Consider the following 21,307-nt stretch of genomic DNA (forward strand, 5'->3'; position numbering starts at 1 on the left):
GTCGAATTGACATGTTGTATTTTTTATATAGGAACAATTATTGGCAAAAAAGACACACTCCAAAATCCAATATCTGCAACAAACTAAACTGTTTTTTCATAATTTTATTTTTTTGCTAAACTTTGTTATTTTATGGACTAATTGTTTCTGCTTTTGTATTAAATTTGTTAACATTCTGAAGAATAACTTGTTATTTTATCTTATTTAATTAAATTTATTTAATATAGGTATTATTTTCATATTTGAAGCAATAATTGTATGAGTTTGTAAAATTATTTTCATTTATAAGCAAAACCACTTAAATATTGGAGCATAATCTATTATTTGATTATAAGTCAGTATATTGTCGATTGTATTCGACAATTACATTAAAATCATATGTATTGTAGATTGTACTAGATGATTATATTAAAATTATTAATATTATCAATTATATTCGACAAAATTTATATATTTTAAAATACAAAATTTAATGCAATAAGTATTGTTCGGTGAAAAAATGATTAAAAGGGAATTGTACTTAAACCAAATTGAAAGATTAATAGGTAAGGAACCTATTAAAATTATTACAGGTGTTAGAAGAAGCGGTAAGACATATCTATTAAAAAGCATTCAGGAAGAACTAAAAAACAGAGGAGTAAATGAAGAAAACATGTTTCTTATTTCATTTGAATCCATGAAATACAACAAAATAGAAAACTTCAAACAGCTCGATGAATGCATAATAAACCTGACTGAAAACACAAAAGGCAAAATTTACCTGCTATTTGATGAAATACAAAATGTAGAAAACTGGGAAAAAAGCATAAACGCATGCAGAGTAGACCTGGACTGCGACATATATATAACAGGATCCAACTCAGAACTGCTCTCCGGTGAAATGGCGACACTAATCTCTGGGCGATACTACAAAATAAACATCTACCCATTTTCATTCGCTGAATTCATACAATACAAAAAAGAAATAGAAAAAACAGACACAAAAGACTTGGAGGAACTATTTAAAGAATATGTGGAATATGGAGGAATGCCTCCAATACAACAAGTAGCACAACAAGACAAATATTCCTATCTGGGGGACATATACAATACAATACTCCTAAAAGACATTGTCACAAGACACAACATCAGAAACACAGACATACTCAACAGAATACTTGACTATGTAATAATGAATCTTGGAAAAAACTTCTCAGCAGGCAACATCGCCAAATACATGAAACACGAGAGAAGAAAAATATCAAAAGACACAATACTAGATTACATCCTATACTCAAAAAATGCATGTTTCATACATCAGGCACCAAGAGAAGACATAAAAGGAAAAAAGGTACTGCAACACAACGAAAAATACTTCCTAGTTGATCATGGATTCTATCAAGCAAAATATGGAGAAATAAAAAACATGGGTTCAATCCTTGAAAATATAGTCTACATAGAACTACTCAGAAGAGGATATGATGTTAAAATTGGAATGATAAACAAAAAGGAAATAGACTTCGTCTGCACCAAAGACAAAGAAAAAATTTATATCCAAGTAACATACCAATTAGAAAATGATAAAACAATAGAACGGGAATTTTCAGAACTTGCAAAAATAAACGATAACTTTGACAAATATGTTTTAAGCATGGACAAACTAGATTTCTCCGGAAATGGATTAAAACACAGGAACATGATAGACTTTTTAATTTCAGATTATATATAAAAATTAAATTTAAGACAATATTTGATAAACAGATGGTTGTAATTTATTGTATTAGTTGTTACTTTATGTTTCCAACAGATATTGTTGATAAAAGAAATAGCTGCTTTTTTCATTCAATTTACTTGAATGACTTTAACATTAACGGAAACCATTTCGAATATCAAATCCGATTTTGAACTGGGACATATATGCAATGGTTTCGAATAGCTGATGGTGGGCGTTAATGTTATTTAATTGAGAAGTCATATCCGTCCCAGTATTCTTTCAAAATTAATTTTTGAGTTTTGGCAGACACTCATAAATAAAAAAAGAGATGGGTTAATAACCATCTACTAAAACTTTCAATTCGCCTGTTACAATATCTATAATTAAACCATGAACAGGTACATCAGGAATCAATGGATGGTTTTTAATTTTATCAACAACATTTTTGACGTTTTCTTCTTCAGATTCAAATCCGCCAATCCACTCTTCAAGATTATATTTTGCAATATCTCCCTCTGCAATACCTCTTTCAAGCATTTTAGCTTTAAGGGCTTCAGCATCTGCACCAGCCATACCGCATTCAGTGTGACCTACAACCATTACCTCTTCAGCACCTAAATTATATAAAGCTGCTCCGATTGATCTAATTGCATCCTCGCCTACAATTGAGTTTCCTGCATTTCTAACTATTTTTGCATCGCCTCTTTTAAGACCAAGTGCTGGTTCAAAAAAGTCTATTAACCGACAATCCATACAAGTAAGGATTGCTAATTTTTTTTGCGCATGGTGTGACATCTCTGTGCCTTCAAAATTTTCAACAAATTCTTTATTGTCTTTTAATACATCTTCCAAAATGGTCATAACTATACTCCCCTTGCAATTGCTGTAAGGCCGGTACGGGCAATTTTTTTAATCCCGTAACTTTCTACTAAAGATATAAATGCATTAATTTTTTTCCTATCTCCAGTTAATTCAATTAATAATGTTTGATCAGTAACATCAATAATTTTTGCTCTGAAAATATTTGTATATTGCATTATTTCTGCTCTTGCTTTTTGATCAGGAACATTCACTTTAATAAGGCATAATTCCCTTTGAACAGCAGTTTCAGTAATATCTTTAATCTTGATAACGTCAACTAATTTATTTAATTGTTTTGTAACTTGCTCTAGGTCTTTTTGGTCTGCATGAACAGTGATTATCATACGAGATAGGCCTGCTACTTCTGATTGGCCAACTGTGATACTGTCAATATTAAAACCTCTTCTATTAAATAAACCAGCTACTTTCTGTAAAACACCAGGTCTGTCTTCTACTAATGTTGAAATAACGTGACAATTTCCATTCATTTAAATCACATCCTTTTCAAGCTTATACTCACCAATCATTTCATTAATCCCTGCTCCTGGTGGAAGCATAGGCAATGCTTCTTCTGGGTCAATAACAATATCAAGAACTATTGCTTCATTATCTTTAATAGCTTTTGATAAGGCATCACGAGTTTCACCAGGTTTAGTTATTCTTTCTGCATTTATTCCAAAACTTTCTGCAAGTTTTACAAAGTCTGGTGAATCCTTAAATTTAGTTTGTGAGTGTCTTTCATTATACAATAAACTTTGCCATTGATATACCATTCCTAATGTTCTATTTTCCAAGACAATAGCAATAACCGGCAAGTCATAATCATGAACTGTTGCAAGTTCCTGGCAAACCATCAAAAATCCACCATCACCATTAATAGATACGACAACATCTTCTGGACATGCTACTTTTGCTCCAATAGCTGCTGGGAATCCAAATCCCATTGTTCCAAGTCCTCCGGATGAGATGAATTTACGCGGTTTTTGTGTATCATAAAAGTGTGCTGCCCACATCTGGTTTTGACCTACATCAGTTGTGAGGATTGCATCAGCATTTAAAACTTCTGAAATCTCTTTTATAACTCTTTGAGGTTTTAATGGAACATTATTATAACTTACTCTTGGAAGTAATTCTTTTTTAGCCTTAATAAGATTATTAGTCCAAGATTTTACTTCATCTGAATATTTATAACCATTTAAAGTCTTATTAAGTGATTTAAGTATATTTTTTGCATCTCCAACTATTGGCAAGTCCACATCTACATTTTTACCAATTTCAGCCGGATCAATATCAATATGAATAATTTTAGTATCTGGAACGAAACTGTCTAATCTTCCAGTAGTCCTATCTGAAAATCTAATACCTACAGCTATTAACAAATCAGATTCGTTGATTGTGTCATTTGAAACTTTACGTCCATGCATACCAAGCATACCCAATGACAAATCGGTAGTTTCATCAATAGCTCCTTTACCTAATAAAGATGTCATGACAGGTGCATTAATAGTTTCTGCAAGTTTTTGTAACTCACAGCATGCATTTGAAATTATAACTCCCGCACCAGCTAAAATAATTGGTTTTTTAGCTTCTTTAATTAAATTACTAGCTTTTTTAATTTGCCTGAGATTTCCTTTCAATGTCGGATTATAACCAGGAGTAGTAATTAAATCGTCACTAAATTCAGTTAGCTCTCCTTCTTGAACTTCTTTTGGAACATCAATTAAAATTGGACCAGGTCTTCCAGAAATAGCAAGTTCAAAACTAGATTTAATCATGGAAGGTATTAAATCAGGGTCTTTAGGTTGAAAACTATGTTTAACAATCGGCATTGTAATTCCAATAATATCCGCTTCTTGGAATGCATCATTTCCAATTAAATGACTTGGAACTTGGCCGGTAATTGCCACAATTGGAGAAGAATCCATGTAAGCTGTTCCTATACCAGTTACAAGATTGGTTGCTCCAGGACCGGAAGTTGCCAAACACACTCCCACACGACCAGATGCTCTTGCATAGCCGTCAGCTGCATGAGCTGCGGCTTGTTCGTGTCTAACTAGTATATGATCAATGTCTGCATCATATAACATGTCGTAGAAGGGTATGGTTTGTCCACCAGGATAACCAAAGATTGTTTTAACTCCCATATTTTTAAGGGATTCAATTATTGCTTCTCCACCTCTCATATTAAAAACCTTTTTATATTTTATATTATACAGTTACATATGAATATAAAAATATATATAATTAACTTAAAGGATTAATATGAATATTGGTAAATATTTTTGCCATAGAATCCCCGAGAGGAGTTTCTTTATCAAAGGCCATCAGTTTCCAGTTTGTGCAAGATGTAGTGGATTTTATACCGGTTTAGCCCTGTATTTGATTGTGAATTACTTCTATCCTCACGAATATAATCTAGAAATGCTTATAATCTCAATGATTTTAATGATTCCTGTGGCAATTGATGGTTTGAGCCAATATTTTGGTCCAAGAGAAAGTAAAAATAATTTAAGATTCACCACAGGTTTTATTGGTGGTGTAGGTTTAATAATTTTTTTAAAAATAATAATGAGGTGGGGTTTGAATGTATTGTAGAGAATGCGGTGAAAAAAATCCGGAAAATGCTATCTATTGTAAAAACTGCGGAATTAAATTAAAAGAAGAAGCTAAGAAAACAACCGTGATTGAATCAGAAAATATAAACCATAACTCCAATTACACTTATATACCCAACAATACTCAAACAACAAATAGCAATAATAATTCATCTGATGATGACTGGAAATGCTGTTGCGGTTGTTTAATTGTTATTTTTATAATATTTGCGCTAGCCAGCCTATTTTAAATAGTAATATAAAACAGCTTTTTGAGCGTGCATCCTATTTTCAGCTTCATCATAAATAACAGAACAGTCAGAATCGATGACATCACTAGTTACTTCCTGACCTCTAATAGCCGGTAAACAATGCATGAATATTGCATCATCATTAGCCAGACTCATTAAATCTGTGTTGACTTGGAATGGTGCAAAATCGATTTTTCTTTGAGCAGCTTCAGCTTCATCACCCATACTTACCCAAACATCAGTATATACAACATCAACATTTTCTAAAGCTACCTCAATATCGTCGCTAACAATGATTTCAGTATTATTTTCAGTCGCATATTCACGTGCGGTGTTTAAAATATCTTCAGAAGTTTCATAACCTTTCGGACAAGCAACAGATATATTCATACCAAGTAATGGAGCAATTAATAAAAGGGAATTACATACATTATTTCCATCACCGACAAAGCAGATTTTACGGCCTTCACAACTGCCAAAATGTTCTTTTACCGTTAACATGTCAGCAAGTGCTTGGCAAGGATGTTCTAAATCAGTTAATCCGCTAATAACAGGAACATCAGAATATTTAGCTAATTTAACTACATCTTCATGTTTAATAGCTCTAATCATTATTCCATCAACAAAACGACTTAAAACTTTTGCAGTATCGGAAATTGGTTCTCCCCTTCCCATTTGCAAATCATTAGATGATAAAAAGATTGCTCTTCCACCTAATTGGTACATTCCAACATCAAAAGATACTCTAGTACGAGTAGATGATTTTTGGAAAATCATTGCTAATGTTTTACCTTCAAGAGGTTTATCCTCAATATCCCCTGCTTTAATTTTACTAGCTAAATCTAAAATATACTTAACATCGTCCTTGATGTCATTAACTGATAATAAACTATTCGCCATTTATAATCCCCTCATAAGAAAATAACATATTTCTTATTTATATATATTAAATGTTTCTATGATTTCATTTTAAAATTAATATCCCTTAATGTAGATATTACTGGAACTAACAAGAACAGATATATGAAATTACTTGAAACATTGAAATCTAAGAGATTTACAATGACAGTAAGACCCATTATCATGGAAAAAGTATTATTAATATATTTTTCCTCATTTTTAGATAGCTTTTTTATTAAAAATCCTCTTTTATGTGCATAAGAAACCATTAACATGAAAGAAATTATAGTAACAAGTATATTTAAACCAAAAATCACTTCTGAATAGAAAAAATGAGAATAAGTTCCGATTAGAGAAGTTGTAAATGGAATAAATGATATACAACCTAAAAACAATATATTAAGCCATAAATAAGGTATGTTTAAATCATTGATTTTAATAAATTCATGGTAATAAATCCAAAATGAACTAACAAGAATAAAACTGACTAAAGTATAACCAAAAACCTGTATGTTTGATTGAATATATGAAATAAAATCATTAGTGGTGAATAACTGAACATTAGGCAATGCCATGCAAAATACTAAAAGAGTCATTACCATTCCAAAAATACCATCAGATAAACCTAATATTCTTCCAGGATCAATATCAATATTACTTTCAAGAGATATTTTGAATTTGTCAAAAAATGTCATTCCTTCCTTAATTTTTTTATAGAATTTAGATTTATCACTACTAACAGAAGAAAAATCAATATTAGATATGTGTTCAGCCATAGCATCTAATTTTTTTACTTGATTATCATCAACAGTATTTTCCTTGAGTTTTTCAATATGCTGAACTAGTTCTGTTTTTAAGTTATCCATCATTCCCCAGCCACATTACCACAAAAAATTAAAAAATAGAAATTTCAATTTAAAATTTCTTTCATATGTTCAACACGTTTATTTACTAACTCGGCGGTTCCCACATCACGTCTATGGTAAACATTGCCTTTAACAAATTCACATGCTTTTTCGGCTACTTTTTCTGCTTCTTCAATAGATTCTCCACTAGCTACAATACCTAATGCTCTTGAACCAGATAAGTGAATTCCATCATCTTCAGCTGAAACAGCTGCATAAAACACTTTTGCACCGAATTTTTCGATAGCTACTTCATCCACTTCTATTAGTTCTCCAGCATATTCCGTTTCAGGATATCCATCAGGTACAATGTATTTACATACACTGGCTTTGTTTTCAAATTCTACTGTATCTAAATTTCCGTCTACAATAGATTTGCAAACATCTACAAGAGGAGTTTTTAAAAGAGGCAATACATTCATTGCTTCAGGATCTCCAAATCTTGCATTATATTCAATTAGTTTTGGCCCATCAGATGTTAACATGAACTGGCCATATAAAATGCCTTTGTATGGTTCAGCTTCTTTTGCAATGGCTTCAATAGTATCTTGCATGATTTTTACGGCCTTATCATAATTTTTCTGGCTTAAAAATGGTAATAGGCCATCAACATCAGAGTATGAACCCATTCCACCTGTTATTGCACCTACATCTCCTTCAAATGCATGAGGATGGTCTTGTGCTGCAGGCATTGGCGCTAAGTGTTTGCCATCACAGAATGCTTGGATAGTGAATTCTTCACCAATTAATCGTTCTTCAATTATAACTTGAGCAAATCCTCCCATTACATGATCAATAACTTCACAGGAGTATTCTTTTGCTTCTTCATTATCTTTAAGATGGTCTCCAACAATCTTAACTCCCTTACCGCCAGTCAATCCGACAGGTTTTACTACAACATCACGGTCAAATTCATCTAGGAATTTAGAAACGTCTTCAGAATTATCAAATACTTTGTAAATTAAAGACCCTTCAATTTCATAGTCTTCAAAGAGTTTTCTCATAAACGATTTATCAGTTTCAATTCTAGCTGCACTCTGAGTTGGTCCAACACATTTAATTCCATTTTTTTGAAGTTCATCTACAATTCCTTTTCCAAGTGGAGCTTCAGGACCAATAAAGGCAATATCTATGCCTTTTTCAGCAGCGTATTCAGCTACTTTTTCAACTTCCCCTTCATCACCTTGTTTAAATTCGGCGATTTTGGACATACCAGGGTTTACTTTACTCATGTAACAATATAATTCTACATCATCTTTTAAGCCATCTGCAATGGCATGTTCACGGGCACCAGTTCCAACGACTAAAACCTTCATAATTAATTCTCCTTGTATAAAGTATATTTTTATAAATATTAAAATTTATGTAATGAAAACCTATAGTTTTTTAAGTTTATAAAATATGGGCGCTAAATGTTAATATACCGGTCTAATGAATAAAAATAGGATACTAGTTATTATAATAATCATTATTATTGCAATTTGGAAGTTTTTGCCATTTCACATGAAAATAATACTCGAATTAATTTTTAAGGAATCCCACCTTGAAAAACTCGCCTTTAAAATTGATAAAAAATGAAATCTGATATACCTCTTCTTTTTTTATTTTCAAATTTTGCGATATATTTAAATATTAACACTTGCATATACAAGAGAGATAAATATGGATAAAAATCAGAATATCAAAATGCTTACAGGAGATCCTAAAAAGGCAATAAACAAATTATCAATTCCAATTATAGCCAGTATGTTTCTAATCTTTTCAAATAATATCATCGACAGTATTTGGGTGGCAGGATTAGGTGCAGACCCATTAGCTGCACTAGGATACATTACGCCATTATTCATGGTACTTATTGGAATCGGAAATGGAATTGGTGCTGGAGGTAATTCATTAATATCACGTTACATTGGAGCTGAAAACAAAACTTCAGCAAATAACGCGGCAATACATAACTTAATTCTAGGAGTCATATTGTCAATAATCGTGTCAATTATCTTATTAATATTTTTAGAACCTTTACTTAAAATAATGGGTGCAACCAGCGTTTTAAGTTATGCGATGGATTATGGAGTTGTAATATTCTCTTTTTCATTTGCAATGTTGCTTCCACCAATATTTGGAGGGGCATTTAGAGCAGAAGGAGACGTTAAAAGAGCAACAATACCGATTGCAATCACAGCTATAATTAACATGTCTATTGACCCAATTTTTATTTATACATTAAATTTAGGGGTCGCAGGAGCAGCATGGGCAACAGTTATTGCACACATTTTATCGGTTTTAGTGATGATTTACTGGATGCTGATTAAACAGGACACATACTTAAAATATAACTGTGACAACTTCCACAATGATTTAAACATATATAAAGATATTTTAGTCGTTGGTATTCCAGCAAGTTTAGAACAATTAATATTATCTGCACTAACCATCGTGGTTAACTTTATGCTTACACTTGTTTCAGGTCCGGTTGCAGTAGCCGTATATACTGCAAGTTGGAGAATTATTAATTTAGGAATGCTTCCGGCAATTGGAGTTGGAACAGCATCAATTTCGGTTGCGGGAGTTTCATATGGTGCAAGAAAATATGAAAATCTTAGAGTTACAGCCAGATATGCTGTTGAAATCGCACTAGTTGCATCCATAATAGTTTGCATAGCTCTAAATATATTTGCAAATCAAATCGCATTTATATTCTCATATTCAGAAAACAGTGCCCAATTAGAACCATTAATCGCAAGTTTCTTACAATTAATGTGCTTATTTATATTATATGTACCTTTTGGAGCAAGTGCAGGAAATGTATTCCAAGGTGTTGGAAAAGGAACAATTTCATTTGTTTTAACAACATTTAGGGAATTTGTATTAGTGTTAATTTTTGCATATATACTCGGATTTATATTTGATATGGGAGAAACCGGAATATACTACGGAATGCTTTTAGGTGGAGGAATCGGTTCGCTGATTTGTTATGCATGTATTGAACTTTACATCAATAGATTAATTAGGAGTCAGAGCCATGACATTTGATAGTGACATTCCTACTTCCCCTCTTGTTTCTCTGCTTTCTAGAAAACAGACAAATTATCTTAATCAAAAATTAAAAGAGGTAAATTTAAGTTCGGGATTATATCCTTTGTTAGTAAAATCATACATAAATAAAGGAATTAGTCAGGAAGAATTAGCGGATGAAATCCATATCAATGAAAGTACAGTGACTAGAAATCTTGATAAACTTGAAAAGAAAGGATTAATAACAAGAACTCCGGAAAAAAGAAAAAAAATCGTTAGTGTAACTCAAAAAGGTAGCGACATCGCTCGACAAATCATGAACTATGATGCAAAATGGGACAATATAATTAAAAAAGAGTTAACCGAGGAAGAATTTAAGAATTTTAGAGATATTCTCATAAAAATCTGTGAGGGTTTAATATGAATGAAACAATAGAAAACATTAAAACTAGACGAAGCATACGCAAATTTAGAGATGAACAAATCAGTGATGAAGAGTTAAAAACCATTTTAGAAGCTGGAACTTATGCACCAACAGGAAGAGGTGCACAATCACCAAAAATAGTTGTAATTCAAAATCCAGAAACTATTAAAGAATTTTCAGCATGGAACAGAAGCTACTTTCCAAATGAAATGCCTGAAGATATGGATCCCTTTTATGGCGGGAAAACGTTGTTGATTGTGCTGGCCAATAGTGAACTTCCAACTTATGTTGAAGATGGAGCGAGTGTTTTATCAGTGCTTGTTAATGCCTCTCATGCTGTTGGTGTTGCATCTTGCTGGGTTCACCGTGCACGTGATGAATTTTCATCAAAGAAAGGGAAAGCATTGCTTAAAGAATGGGGAATTCCTGAAAGCTATGAAGGAATTGGTCATGTAGTATTGGGTTATGCGGATACAGAAGCACCAGAACCACAACCTAGAAAAGAGGATTACATCCATTATGTGGATTAAGTAAATACGGCGTCTTCTTAAAATTTCTAAATATACAATGTTTTCAATTAGAACAAGGGAATTTTAATTAATCGAACTATGCCAAATAGTTTTTAGTAAAATGAAAACTAAATGAAAATCAAAACACCCATAAAAAAAGAGATTGAAGATGAGCCAACAACTCATCTACATTTTTTCTGGTGCTGAAACACCTAAAATATCTAAAGCGTTTTTAATAGTTGTTTTAGCTCTATCAACTAAAATAAGTCTTGCATCTTCAACGTCAGACCCGATAACTTGTTCTGATTTATAGAATTTGTTAAATGAACTTGCTAAATCCTGACTGTATTGAGTAATGTTGTGAACTCTTTGTTTATTAGCACAATCTTCAACAACCTGTGGGAATTTAGCTATTTGTCTTACTAAATCCTTTTCAACATCATTAGGAACCCAATTATCACTAACACTTAAAGAAGCAATATCCCTACCAGATTTATTAAGTAATTTGCATGCTCTAGCATGCGCATATTGAATAGAAGCACAACCTCTCTCAAAACTTAAAGCTTCATCCCATTTAAAGGTTAAGTGTTTTTCAGGCGATAATTTTGCAATAAAGAACCTAACCGCACCAACACCTATTTCTTCAGCCATTAGAGTTATCTCTTCTTCAGTCAAATCAGGATTTCTTGATTTGATTTCGCCATGAGCTCTTGAAACCGCCTCATCAATTAATTCATCAACTGATACAAATTTACCTCTACGAGTTGACATTGACCCTTCAGGAAGAGTAATGAATTCATAAAAGATTACTTCAGGAGGAGTTTGCCTAAATATCTCTTCAAAAATAACTTTAATTTGTTTAGCGGCTAATTTATGATCTGAACCTAAAATATCAAGTACAGTATCGCCTAAAGTAGATTTATATTTATGATATGCCAAATCACGAGTAGAATAAAGAGATGTTCCATTAGAACGGAGCAAAACAAATTCTTTTTCTATGTTAAAGTCGGTTAAATCGATGTATAAAACATCATTTTCACGAGTGAATCCTTCTTTTTTAATATATTTTACAAGTTCATCTACTTCTCCACTTCTTACAAATTGCCCTTCCCATACAAAATCATCATGAGTTATATTAATTCTTTTAAGTGTTTCCTTCATTCCAGAAATACAACTTGAAACTACATGCTCGAAGATTTCATTTAATTCACTGTCACTACCTTCTTCATATTTTTGAATTAACTCATCTACCTTTGCTGAAAGATTTTCATCTTCTTCAACTGCTTTATTAGCATCGAAGTATAACTTGCCAACCTTATGATCTATTTTATCTCCTTCATAATCTTCAATTTTTAGGCCAAGTTCAGTTATACCGCAAACAATGATTGCAATTTGTCTGCCCATATCATTTACATAATATTGAGTAGTAACCTCCCTTCCAGCTAATTTTAAAAGTCTTGAAAGTGAATCTCCAAAAATAGAGTTTCTGATGTGTCCAATATGTAGCGGGCCGTTTGGATTGGCTGAAGTATGCTCCAATACAATTTTTTCACCATATGCAGGAAGTTGACCATAGTTTTCATCGACCTTTTCCAATAATAATTTAGAGAATTTATTATAATCAATGAAGAAATTTACATAAGGACCGAAGTTCTGTACTTTAGAAAAAATTTCAGGAATTTCAATTTTTTCAACTAGTTCTTTTGCAACTTCCGGAGGAGAAGTCCTTAATTTTTTAGTAAGTGCAAATGCAATAGTACTTGCAAGGTCACCTAAATCGGGATTTGGTGGAAAATCCAATCTAAAATCCCTATCAATTTCTACATCATATTGATCTAATGCTTTGTTAATAGCATCAATAGCTTGTTTTTCAATTTCAAAATACATTAATTCACCTTAATAATAATTATAAACCTCTTAACCATATGGAAAGATATCCAATTTTTGGAATCACAACTAAATTATCCCCAAATGTTACAACTTTTTCTTGAATTTGGTCAGCAGTAACATAATAAGGATCCACATGGTCATTATTATCCCCTTTAATCACATACATCGTGGTTCCATTAATATCCGTAATATTAATAACTCTATGAATTACTGGTTGGTCATACCATGCAGCATCATAAACAACTACATCTCCAATTTTTACATTACTAGGATCAAATTCATGAATACCTAAGAAATCTGCTTTTTCAACCATTACAATGTCTCCTCTGTAAAATGCAGGTTCCATACTTCCTGAAACAACAACATTCAAGTGTTGAGCTGCAATTAAAACAATGATGAGAACAATTGCATAACCCACAACCTCTTTAAAATCAATATCCATAGTATTACCTTCTTCTTTTCTTAAATGCGGCTTCCAGTGCTAATTCAATAGCATCAGAAGTTTTTTGTAAATCCTCCATAGTATGAGCATTTGAAATAAAATTACATTCAAATTGAGATGGGGGAATAAACACTCCTTGTTTTAACAAGGTTTTAAAGTATCTTAAGAATTGTCTTCTGTCAGATTTTTGAACATCAGCATAATTGTAAACTGGTGCCGGATTGAAATAAATTTGAAACATTGAAGCAATACCAACAGGATGAATGTTATACTCTTCATGATCCATTATTGATTCAATATTTCCTCTAAGGAAGTTTCCTTTACGTTCTAATTCTTTATAGAATGCATCATCCAATTGTGTTAAAGTAGAAATTCCTGCTTGAACAGAAATAGGATTGCCTGAAAAGGTACCTGCCTGATAAACCGGACCTTGCGGTGCGATTAATTCCATGATTTCGGCTTTGCCACAGAAAGCTCCCATTGGAAGACCACCGCCAACAATTTTACCAAGAGTTGTCAAATCAGGAGTAACACCATAATATTCTTGTGCACCACCACGTGAAGCTCTAAAACCAGTGATTACCTCATCAAAAATTAATATAATGCCGTTTTCTTCTGTAATTTTACGAATAAATTCTAAAAATCCCGGTTTAGGTTCAATACAACCAACATTACCCATAACTACTTCCATGATAATACAAGCAATATTCTCTCCTTCTTTTTCAATAAGATCTGTTAAAGCTTCTTCATCATTAAATGGAACCGATAATGTATTTTTAGTAGTGTCTTCTGGAATACCTGGACTGTCAGGTAAAGTTGCTGCACCAGAACCCCCTTTTACAAGAACATAGTCATGTGCTCCATGATATGCGCCTTCAAATTTAACAATTTTATCTCTACCAGTAAAACCTCTTGCAAGTCTAATTGCACTCATAGTAGCTTCTGTACCACTATTACAGAATCTTACCATTTCAGCAGAAGGAATTCTATCTATTACTTCTTTTGCAAGAGTTATTTCATTTTCAGTTGGAGCACCATAAGCAGTTCCGATAGTTAATTGGTTAGAAACTTCCCTTACAACTTTTGGATTAGAATGACCTAATATTAATGGCCCATAAGCTAAACAATGATCTATGTAAGTTTTACCATCTTCATCTGTGAGTTTTGAACCACCAGCACTTTTAACAAAAAAGGGACAAGGTTTAAAAGCCCTTACAGGTGAATTTACCCCACCAGGAAAATATTTTTTTGATTCATTGAATAATTCTTCAGAATACATTTTATCACACTACAAATGTTGAATTAATGAGTTCACACATGCTACCGCAATCGGTGTTCCACCTTTTGGCCCTTCAACAATAATATTGGGAATATTAGAATTATGTAGTGCTTCTTTTGAATCAGCAGCCCCTACAAAACCAACGGGAACTCCAACAATAGCTTTAAGATTCATTTCACCTTTTGCATATAAATCCATCGCTTCAAAAACAGCAGTTGGAGCATTACCTGAAATGACTATGCCTTCAAAATCATTTGCTGCAGCATATCTCATTGCAGCTGCCGCCCTTGTGATTTGATTTTCTTTTGCAATTTTAATTACTTCTTCGTTTTTAATGTAACACTCAACTTCCCCTTCATATCTGGTAATTCCATATCTAACCATGTTAATATCAGTTAAAATAGTTTCATTATTTTTAAGGGAAGTCATAGCTGCATCTACAAAGTCAGAACTGATTCTGACTAATTTTGCATATTCAGGATCGGCAGTTGAGTGAACAATCCTTTCAACGATGTCTTTTTCTATAGGTTTTAAATCTTTAACATCATCTCCAATAAGGCTTCGGATAATTTCTCTACTTTTATTTGCAATATCCAAACCTTGTTTAGTTGATGCACCCATGAACATTTTGTCTGTCATAGTATACTTTTTGAATTAAATATATGTTAAACATTTTGTTATTGAAAAATAAATTTTAAAAAATGTTAAAATTATTTTTCACTGGCGGAGATTCCTGCCAGATAACCTGTTGAAAATGCAATTTTTAAATTATAGCCACCAGTCGGACCATGTAGATTTAAAACTTCACCTGCAAAGTAAAGCCCTGGTGTCAAAGTTGATTCCATTGTTCTTGGATTAACATGGGTAAGATCAATGCCGCCGATAGTAACTTTAGCTAAATTACTGTTAAAATCTGTTATTTCAAATGTAAATCTTTTTAAATTTTCAACAAGACGATTTTTACTTTTTTATTTACTCTGGATAATTCCAAATTACCATCCAAATTTATTTCATCTAAAAGAAATCAGTAAAACTATTTGTTAAGAACAGCTTCAGGTAATTTTTTAAGCGTGTTTTGCCCTTTTTTGAAAATCATTTGTGAATTTAAATTTTAAATCATCACGGGATAATTCCGGGCATAAGTCAATAGCTATTTCTAAATCAATATCAGGCTGTGATTCTAATAAGTTATAACTTATACTTTCTGAGATTTCATTACTTATGTTAATTATTCCGGGACCAGTTAGGCCAACATGTGAAAATAAAACATCACCGCGAACCTTAGATTTCTTATAACTTATAACAACATCCCTAATTGTTACACCCGCAATATCAGATAAATCTTTTTTGGTTACTAATGGAGATAGACCATATCTAATATCGGTTATGGGTTGTGAGGTTAAACTGTAATTATAAATACCTGAACCTGTCTTTGGATAAGTTACGCCACCTGTAGCGATGATAATCTTATCTGCTTTTAACTTATCATTTATAACAAAATCATCACTGATGCTTTTAACTTCAAAGTTATAACATATACTTACATCTTCTAACAAATCATTTAAACCTTTTAAGATATCACTGGATTTTCCAGACTTTGGAAAAATTCTGTCATCTTCTTCACTGATAAAGTCCAAATCAAATAGAGAAAGCAAATCCTCATTAGTAAATGTATAAAATGAGTGTTTTAAAAAATTTTTATTGTTAAAAAAAGTCAATAGCTGTTTAATCGGTTTTCCGTTAGTAATATTACATCTCCCCCCACCTGTTAACAATAGTTTACAGCCAAGTGAGGGATTTTTTTCAAGTAATATTACACGTGAAGTCCTACTGGCGGCAATTGCAGCCATGATTCCAGCAGGACCTCCGCCAATAATAGCTATATCAAATTTTTCCATATTTATCTATGGAGTTAATCTGTGTCTGTCCCTTGGGAAGAGCACACATTCACGGATGTTTTCGGCACCAGTAAGTACCATGGTTAATCTATCAGCACCTACTCCCCAACCAGCATGAGGAGGCATACCGTATTCAAATGCTTTTAAGTAACTTCCAAATCCGGCAGGATTTAGTCCTCTTTCTTCGATTTGTTTAACTAAAAGATCAAATTGATGTACACGAGTAGCGCCAGAAGATAATTCTAAGTTATTGTACATCAAATCGAACGCATGAGCGTATTGCTCTTCACCTTCAACAGGCATTACATAAAACGGTTTGATTTCAGAAGGCCATCTAGTTAAGAAATAAAATCCCCCCATAGTATCTCCTAAAACTTTTTCAGCTTCACGAGATAAGTCTTCTCCCCATTCCATTGATACCCCTTTGGAATTTACAATATCAACAGCTTCATCATAAGTTACATTAGGGAAAGGAGTGGTAGGCACTTCCAATTCATGACCTAAAATTTCTAACTCGTTAGCACAATTTTCATTGACATCTTTTAAGACCTGAACAATCATGTCATTTAATATTTTCATTACATCTTCGTCATCGGCAAATGAAGCTTCAGCATCAATTGAAACTGCTTCATTTAAGTGTCTTAAAGTATCGTGCTCTTCTGCCCTGAAAATTTGACCAATTTCAAATACTTTATCCATTCCAGAAGCCATCATCATTTGTTTGTATAATTGCGGTGATTGACCTAGGAACGCTTCTCTTTCAAAGTAAGTGATTGGGAATAATTCTGTTCCTCCTTCAGTAGCGGACACTACAAGTTTAGGTGTGTTAATTTCATAAAATCCATTATCATAGAAGAAATCACGGACAGTATGGAACATTTGACCTTTAATTTTGAAAATAGCTGAAACATTTTCTTTTCTAATATCTAAAAATCTTGAATCCAATCTTGTATCAATTCCAGCCTTAACTTTTTCGGTTGGATCCATAGGTAAAGGTTGATTAGCCAAGTTCAAGACTTTAACTTCTTTAGGAATAATTTCAACATCATTCGGAGCCTTTCCTGCTTCTTGTACTAAACCTTTAATAGCTACAACAGATTCTTTTCTAAGTTCTCTTAATTGTTCTAAAATTTCTGAGTCTACTTTTTTACTTGGAGCGGTAACTTGAACTCTGCCAGTTATATCACGGATGATAACGAACATTATTCCACCGAAATCACGGATTTCATGTACCCAACCCATAATAATAATGTCACTACCAGCTATTTCTGAACTGCATTGACTAGCATAATTAATCGGACACAACCTAAAAAGAATATACAACGAAATAAACACTAAAAATAAGAAAAAATATAAAAAATCTAAAAACACAAAATTCAATTAAAAATTTTGCGTCACATCCTCAAAAAAATAAAAAAAGAAATAGAGAAATTTAATCTCTAAATCTATTTACCTAAGTCTTCAAGAGCAGCACTGATTTGTGCCATAATTTGCTCGGTTTTGAAGTGTTGTTGGTTCATTGCACCAGATGGACAAGCACCTACACAAGTACCACATCCTTTACATAATGCGGAGTTAATTTGTGCAAATTCTTTACCACCTACACCGGTTGCGATAGCAATAGCACCGTATGGGCATAATTCAACACATACTTGACAAGCACCACAAATAGTTTCATCGTTAGATGCAATAATAGGTTCGATTTCCACTTCTCCTTGAGCCATTGGGATTGCTGCTCTGGATGCTGCAGCAGAACCTTGAGCTACGGAGTCAGGAATATCTTTAGGACCTTGAGCTACACCAGCAATGTAAACACCGTCTGTTAAAGTGTCAACAGGTCTAAGTTTAGGGTGAGCTTCCATATAGAATCCGTCTGCTGATTTGGAAACACCCAAAGTTTGTCTGAGATCGTCAGATCCTTCGGAGTGTTCGAGACCTACACTTAATACAACTAAATCGTAAGTGTATTCAGTTACCTTACCAAGTAAAGTATCTTCTGCTCTTATAGTTAAAGTTAAATCGTCATTTTCGATTATTTGTGCAGGTTTACCTCTGACAAATTCAATACCATATTTTTCTTGAGATGTTTTGTAGAACTCTTCGTAACCTTTACCGAATGCACGGATATCCATGTAGTAACAAGTTACTTCAGTATCAGGTTCGTGGTCAATACATAATTGAGCGTTTTTCATGGAGTACATACAGCACACTCTTGAACAGTATGGTTTACCAATTTGTTCGTCTCTGGAACCAACACAGTGGATGAATGCTACACGTTTAGGTTCAATACCATCGGAAGGTTTGATAACATGTCCTCCAGTAGGACCAGATGCATTAATCATTCTTTCAATTTCCATTGCAGTAATAACGTTGGAAAAACGTCCGTATCCATATTGATAAATTCCAGAAGGATCAAATGGATCGTAACCGATAGCAGCAATAATAGTACCCACTTCTAATTCAATAGTAGATGCTTTTTGGTTGTGATCGATTGCTTCAGGTCCGCAAGCTTGCACACATAAATTACAGTCGATACAGTAATCTTTATCAATAGTTGCACATAATGGTACAGCTTGAGGGAATGGAATGTAAGCAGCTTTTACCATACCTACACCTTCGTCGTAGTAGTTAGGTATTTCGATAGGGCAAGCTTCTACACAAGCTCCACATCCGGTACATAAATCTTCATTTACATATCTAGGTTTTTTCTCAACAGTTACTTTGAAGTTTCCGATGTATCCATCAACCTCTTTAACTTCTGCGTAAGAAATTAATTCGATGTTTTCATGTTTTGCACAGTCTACCATTTTAGGTGCTAAAATACACATTGAACAGTCAAGAGTAGGGAATGTTTTATCTAATTGTCCCATTCTTCCACCAATGGTTGGGTTTCTTTCTACCATATAGGTTTTGAATCCCATGTCACCTAAATCTAATGCAGTTTGAATACCGCACACTCCACCACCGATAACTAATGCTTTATTATCTACTGCAACTTTAGTAGCTTCTAATGGTTCGAGTAATCTAGCTTTAGCAACAGCCATACGAGTTAAATCTTTAGCTTTAGCAGTTGCCTCTTCAGGCTGACTCATGTGTACCCAAGAGTCTTGTTCTCTTAAGTTAGCAAATTCAAATAAGAATTTGTTTAATCCTGCTTCTTCTACACATCTACGGAAAGTAGGTTCGTGAAGACGAGGAGAACATGCTGCAACAACAATTCTGTTTAAGTTTTTCTCTTTGATGTCCTCTTGAATCATTGCTTGACCTGGGTCGGAACACATATATTTGTAGTCAGTTGCATATACTACGTCAGGTAAAGTTCTAGCGTATTCAGCAACATCAGGACAGTCGACTACTCCCCCAATGTTCACACCACAGTGACAGACGTAAACACCTATCCTTAATTCTTCATTATTATCTCTTTTTTCTTCTGCCATATTAATTCACCTTGTACAAGTCGTGAAAAATATCTAATATACATAAATTGCAATTTTTAAAAGCAGTTGTAAAAATTTTTACATATTATTAGATATACTAATGTAGTTAATACACATTTATAAAGCTTTCTATAAAAATCTTGGAGTAACATTTATATATAATGAAAAAAAATAGGATTATTTAAATCTTTAAATCCAAAATTAAAGCTAAATTTAAATTATTAAGTAAAATAAAGAATATTCTTACTTTTTTAATAAAATAAAAAATTTAAGTTAAGATAAATTTTCCATTTTTTGCTAAATTAACATGATTATTATCGGAAGTGTAATCAAAGAGATTACAGTGTTGATCAATATGCAGTCTGAAGTTAATTCATAATCTAATTTATATGTTATTGCAAGCAACAAAGACATCATTCCAGATGGCATGGCCGCTTCAACAATAGAAACATTATACTGTAAGTCAACTAAAGAGATTTGAGAGGCAATAACAAATGCAACTAATGGGAAAAATGCCAATTTAATAACTGATGTAAAAGCAATCATTGATTTAGATCTAGAAATTGCTGAAAAATCAATTGATAATCCTAAAGCAATCATGATTAAAGGAATTGCCCCCTGACCTAAATAATTAGTAGTATTGTCAATAACCGGCCCCAGAGAGATATTTAATAAATTAAATCCTAAACCTAAAATTACAGCCCAAAGAGGTGGAAAAAATGTTATTTTTTTAACAGCAGCCTTAACAGTTCCTCCAAATTTTAAGATTAAAACAAAAGACAGCATTAAAAATATAATTAAAGTAGCGATATCACAAAATATTGCTCTTAAAAAACCTTCCTGACCATAAATTCCTAAAGTAACAGGATAACCCATAAATGCAGTATTAGCTATCATTACAGTTACTAAAACACTCCATAATTTGATATCATCTAATTTCAATCGTTTTAAAATGAAATATGAAACTATTCCTGTGGCAAATGAAGATGCTAAAATAACAAATGGCAAAACACCTAATTTTGAAAGTGCAGATATATCGGCAGTATACAATGCATGAAATATCATGCAAGGCAATAAAATATACATTACCACTTTATTAAATGGATCAATGTCTTTTTCACTTAAAAAATCGATTCGTTTAAGGAAATATCCAAGACCAATCATTATAATGATTGATAAAATTGTTACTTCAATTGTATTCATAAATAA

The 21,307-nt window shown here is 32.7% G+C and carries 19 protein-coding genes and 1 pseudogene; 6 read left to right on the forward strand and 14 right to left on the reverse strand.

The genetic code is table 11. The annotated features are described in order from the left end of the window. Window positions 1–499: 499 nt before the first annotated feature. Window positions 500–1,708, forward strand: a complete 1,209-nt coding sequence (locus Q9968_RS05315) for an ATP-binding protein (protein WP_305514181.1) — start codon at window positions 500–502, stop codon at window positions 1,706–1,708. 318 nt (window positions 1,709–2,026) lie between these two features. Here the strand turns inward: Q9968_RS05315 and Q9968_RS05320 are convergent, their stop codons facing one another. From Q9968_RS05320 to Q9968_RS05330, 3 genes are read right to left on the reverse strand one after another with little or no spacing between them, the layout of a single operon-like run. Next, a complete protein-coding gene (locus tag Q9968_RS05320) occupies window positions 2,027–2,554 on the reverse strand; it encodes a carbonic anhydrase (RefSeq protein ID WP_305514183.1) in 528 nt (175 codons plus the stop codon). A gap of 2 nt (window positions 2,555–2,556) precedes the next feature. Next, the gene (gene ilvN, locus Q9968_RS05325; protein WP_305514185.1) at window positions 2,557–3,042 is read right to left on the reverse strand and encodes an acetolactate synthase small subunit; all 486 of its coding nucleotides are present in this window, start codon (window positions 3,040–3,042) and stop codon (window positions 2,557–2,559) included. Further along, window positions 3,043–4,737 (reverse strand): acetolactate synthase large subunit, encoded by a 1,695-nt coding sequence (locus Q9968_RS05330; RefSeq protein WP_305514187.1) that lies wholly within the window; start codon window positions 4,735–4,737, stop codon window positions 3,043–3,045. A gap of 79 nt (window positions 4,738–4,816) precedes the next feature. Here Q9968_RS05330 and Q9968_RS05335 point away from each other — a divergent pair, with 79 nt between their 5' ends. Together Q9968_RS05335 and Q9968_RS05340 are read left to right on the forward strand one after the other, a co-directional pair. Next, entirely contained in the window at window positions 4,817–5,149 is a 333-nt protein-coding gene (locus Q9968_RS05335) for a DUF2085 domain-containing protein (RefSeq protein ID WP_305514189.1), read from the forward strand. Beyond that, window positions 5,139–5,399: a zinc-ribbon domain-containing protein gene (locus Q9968_RS05340; RefSeq protein WP_305514191.1), complete on the forward strand. Its 261-nt coding sequence runs from the start codon at window positions 5,139–5,141 to the stop codon at window positions 5,397–5,399. The genes Q9968_RS05335 and Q9968_RS05340 overlap by 11 nt, the downstream gene beginning before the upstream one ends. Here the strand turns inward: Q9968_RS05340 and argF are convergent. Genes argF through purD form a run of 3 tightly spaced genes read right to left on the reverse strand, consistent with a single transcriptional unit; the run spans window position 5,391 to window position 8,520 of the window. Next, the gene (gene argF / locus Q9968_RS05345; RefSeq protein ID WP_305514193.1) at window positions 5,391–6,299 is read right to left on the reverse strand and encodes an ornithine carbamoyltransferase; all 909 of its coding nucleotides are present in this window, start codon (window positions 6,297–6,299) and stop codon (window positions 5,391–5,393) included. The genes Q9968_RS05340 and argF overlap by 9 nt on opposite strands. 56 nt (window positions 6,300–6,355) lie before the next feature. Next, window positions 6,356–7,168 carry a TMEM175 family protein gene (locus Q9968_RS05350; RefSeq protein WP_305514195.1) on the reverse strand — a complete coding sequence of 271 codons (813 nt, stop codon included), beginning with the start codon at window positions 7,166–7,168 and terminating at the stop codon, window positions 6,356–6,358. Window positions 7,169–7,209: 41 nt separating this feature from the next. Next, window positions 7,210–8,520 carry a phosphoribosylamine--glycine ligase gene (gene purD, locus Q9968_RS05355; protein WP_305514196.1) on the reverse strand — a complete coding sequence of 437 codons (1,311 nt, stop codon included), beginning with the start codon at window positions 8,518–8,520 and terminating at the stop codon, window positions 7,210–7,212. A gap of 346 nt (window positions 8,521–8,866) precedes the next feature. On the opposite strand from purD, the gene Q9968_RS05360 reads away from it, so the two are divergent. Genes Q9968_RS05360 through Q9968_RS05370 form a run of 3 tightly spaced genes read left to right on the forward strand, consistent with a single transcriptional unit; the run spans window position 8,867 to window position 11,173 of the window. Then, complete coding sequence (locus Q9968_RS05360) at window positions 8,867–10,237, forward strand: MATE family efflux transporter (protein ID WP_305514198.1); 1,371 nt, start codon at window positions 8,867–8,869, stop codon at window positions 10,235–10,237. Next, complete coding sequence (locus Q9968_RS05365) at window positions 10,227–10,643, forward strand: MarR family winged helix-turn-helix transcriptional regulator (protein ID WP_305514200.1); 417 nt, start codon at window positions 10,227–10,229, stop codon at window positions 10,641–10,643. The genes Q9968_RS05360 and Q9968_RS05365 overlap by 11 nt, the downstream gene beginning before the upstream one ends. After that, window positions 10,640–11,173, forward strand: coding sequence for a nitroreductase (locus Q9968_RS05370; RefSeq protein ID WP_305514202.1), 534 nt, complete (start codon window positions 10,640–10,642; stop codon window positions 11,171–11,173). The genes Q9968_RS05365 and Q9968_RS05370 overlap by 4 nt, the downstream gene beginning before the upstream one ends. A gap of 165 nt (window positions 11,174–11,338) precedes the next feature. Here Q9968_RS05370 and argS read toward each other — a convergent pair whose 3' ends face one another. From argS to Q9968_RS05410, 8 genes and pseudogenes are all read right to left on the reverse strand, one after another. Next, window positions 11,339–13,039: an arginine--tRNA ligase gene (gene argS, locus Q9968_RS05375; RefSeq protein WP_305514204.1), complete on the reverse strand. Its 1,701-nt coding sequence runs from the start codon at window positions 13,037–13,039 to the stop codon at window positions 11,339–11,341. A gap of 19 nt (window positions 13,040–13,058) precedes the next feature. After that, the gene (locus Q9968_RS05380; protein ID WP_305514205.1) at window positions 13,059–13,484 is read right to left on the reverse strand and encodes a signal peptidase I; all 426 of its coding nucleotides are present in this window, start codon (window positions 13,482–13,484) and stop codon (window positions 13,059–13,061) included. 4 nt (window positions 13,485–13,488) lie between these two features. Further along, window positions 13,489–14,763 carry a glutamate-1-semialdehyde 2,1-aminomutase gene (hemL, locus tag Q9968_RS05385; protein WP_305514207.1) on the reverse strand — a complete coding sequence of 425 codons (1,275 nt, stop codon included), beginning with the start codon at window positions 14,761–14,763 and terminating at the stop codon, window positions 13,489–13,491. 9 nt (window positions 14,764–14,772) lie between these two features. Continuing rightward, on the reverse strand, window positions 14,773–15,402 hold the full coding sequence (locus Q9968_RS05390) for a cobalt-precorrin-8 methylmutase (protein ID WP_305514209.1): 630 nt from the start codon (window positions 15,400–15,402) through the stop codon (window positions 14,773–14,775). 71 nt (window positions 15,403–15,473) lie between these two features. Continuing rightward, a pseudogene (locus tag Q9968_RS05395) lies at window positions 15,474–16,661 on the reverse strand (aminoacetone oxidase family FAD-binding enzyme). Window positions 16,662–16,667: 6 nt separating this feature from the next. Continuing rightward, a complete protein-coding gene (gene aspS, locus Q9968_RS05400; RefSeq protein WP_305514210.1) occupies window positions 16,668–17,984 on the reverse strand; it encodes an aspartate--tRNA(Asn) ligase in 1,317 nt (438 codons plus the stop codon). Between the two features lie 122 nt (window positions 17,985–18,106). Then, window positions 18,107–20,098 carry a CoB--CoM heterodisulfide reductase iron-sulfur subunit A family protein gene (locus tag Q9968_RS05405; protein WP_305514212.1) on the reverse strand — a complete coding sequence of 664 codons (1,992 nt, stop codon included), beginning with the start codon at window positions 20,096–20,098 and terminating at the stop codon, window positions 18,107–18,109. A gap of 297 nt (window positions 20,099–20,395) precedes the next feature. Further along, window positions 20,396–21,301, reverse strand: coding sequence for an AEC family transporter (locus Q9968_RS05410; protein ID WP_305514214.1), 906 nt, complete (start codon window positions 21,299–21,301; stop codon window positions 20,396–20,398). Between the last annotated feature and the right edge of the window lie 6 nt (window positions 21,302–21,307).

The sequence above is a fragment of the Methanobrevibacter sp. V14 genome, from assembly GCF_963082475.1.
Lineage (GTDB): Archaea > Methanobacteriota > Methanobacteria > Methanobacteriales > Methanobacteriaceae > Methanocatella.

What these genes read in the sequence shown, in the direction of transcription:
- Q9968_RS05410 (WP_305514214.1), bottom strand. Translation starts at nt 21,301, where the DNA reads ATGAATACAATTGAAGTAACAATTTTATCAATCATTATAATGATTGGT.
- hemL (WP_305514207.1), bottom strand. Translation starts at nt 14,763, where the DNA reads ATGTATTCTGAAGAATTATTCAATGAATCAAAAAAATATTTTCCTGGT.
- Q9968_RS05330 (WP_305514187.1), bottom strand. Translation starts at nt 4,737, where the DNA reads ATGAGAGGTGGAGAAGCAATAATTGAATCCCTTAAAAATATGGGAGTT.
- Q9968_RS05315 (WP_305514181.1), top strand. Translation starts at nt 500, where the DNA reads ATGATTAAAAGGGAATTGTACTTAAACCAAATTGAAAGATTAATAGGT.
- Q9968_RS05380 (WP_305514205.1), bottom strand. Translation starts at nt 13,484, where the DNA reads ATGGATATTGATTTTAAAGAGGTTGTGGGTTATGCAATTGTTCTCATC.
- argS (WP_305514204.1), bottom strand. Translation starts at nt 13,039, where the DNA reads ATGTATTTTGAAATTGAAAAACAAGCTATTGATGCTATTAACAAAGCA.
- Q9968_RS05370 (WP_305514202.1), top strand. Translation starts at nt 10,640, where the DNA reads ATGAATGAAACAATAGAAAACATTAAAACTAGACGAAGCATACGCAAA.
- Q9968_RS05335 (WP_305514189.1), top strand. Translation starts at nt 4,817, where the DNA reads ATGAATATTGGTAAATATTTTTGCCATAGAATCCCCGAGAGGAGTTTC.
- argF (WP_305514193.1), bottom strand. Translation starts at nt 6,299, where the DNA reads ATGGCGAATAGTTTATTATCAGTTAATGACATCAAGGACGATGTTAAG.
- Q9968_RS05350 (WP_305514195.1), bottom strand. Translation starts at nt 7,168, where the DNA reads ATGATGGATAACTTAAAAACAGAACTAGTTCAGCATATTGAAAAACTC.
- Q9968_RS05340 (WP_305514191.1), top strand. Translation starts at nt 5,139, where the DNA reads ATGTATTGTAGAGAATGCGGTGAAAAAAATCCGGAAAATGCTATCTAT.
- Q9968_RS05365 (WP_305514200.1), top strand. Translation starts at nt 10,227, where the DNA reads ATGACATTTGATAGTGACATTCCTACTTCCCCTCTTGTTTCTCTGCTT.
- Q9968_RS05360 (WP_305514198.1), top strand. Translation starts at nt 8,867, where the DNA reads ATGGATAAAAATCAGAATATCAAAATGCTTACAGGAGATCCTAAAAAG.
- Q9968_RS05405 (WP_305514212.1), bottom strand. Translation starts at nt 20,098, where the DNA reads ATGGCAGAAGAAAAAAGAGATAATAATGAAGAATTAAGGATAGGTGTT.
- Q9968_RS05320 (WP_305514183.1), bottom strand. Translation starts at nt 2,554, where the DNA reads ATGACCATTTTGGAAGATGTATTAAAAGACAATAAAGAATTTGTTGAA.
- Q9968_RS05390 (WP_305514209.1), bottom strand. Translation starts at nt 15,402, where the DNA reads ATGACAGACAAAATGTTCATGGGTGCATCAACTAAACAAGGTTTGGAT.
- ilvN (WP_305514185.1), bottom strand. Translation starts at nt 3,042, where the DNA reads ATGAATGGAAATTGTCACGTTATTTCAACATTAGTAGAAGACAGACCT.
- purD (WP_305514196.1), bottom strand. Translation starts at nt 8,520, where the DNA reads ATGAAGGTTTTAGTCGTTGGAACTGGTGCCCGTGAACATGCCATTGCA.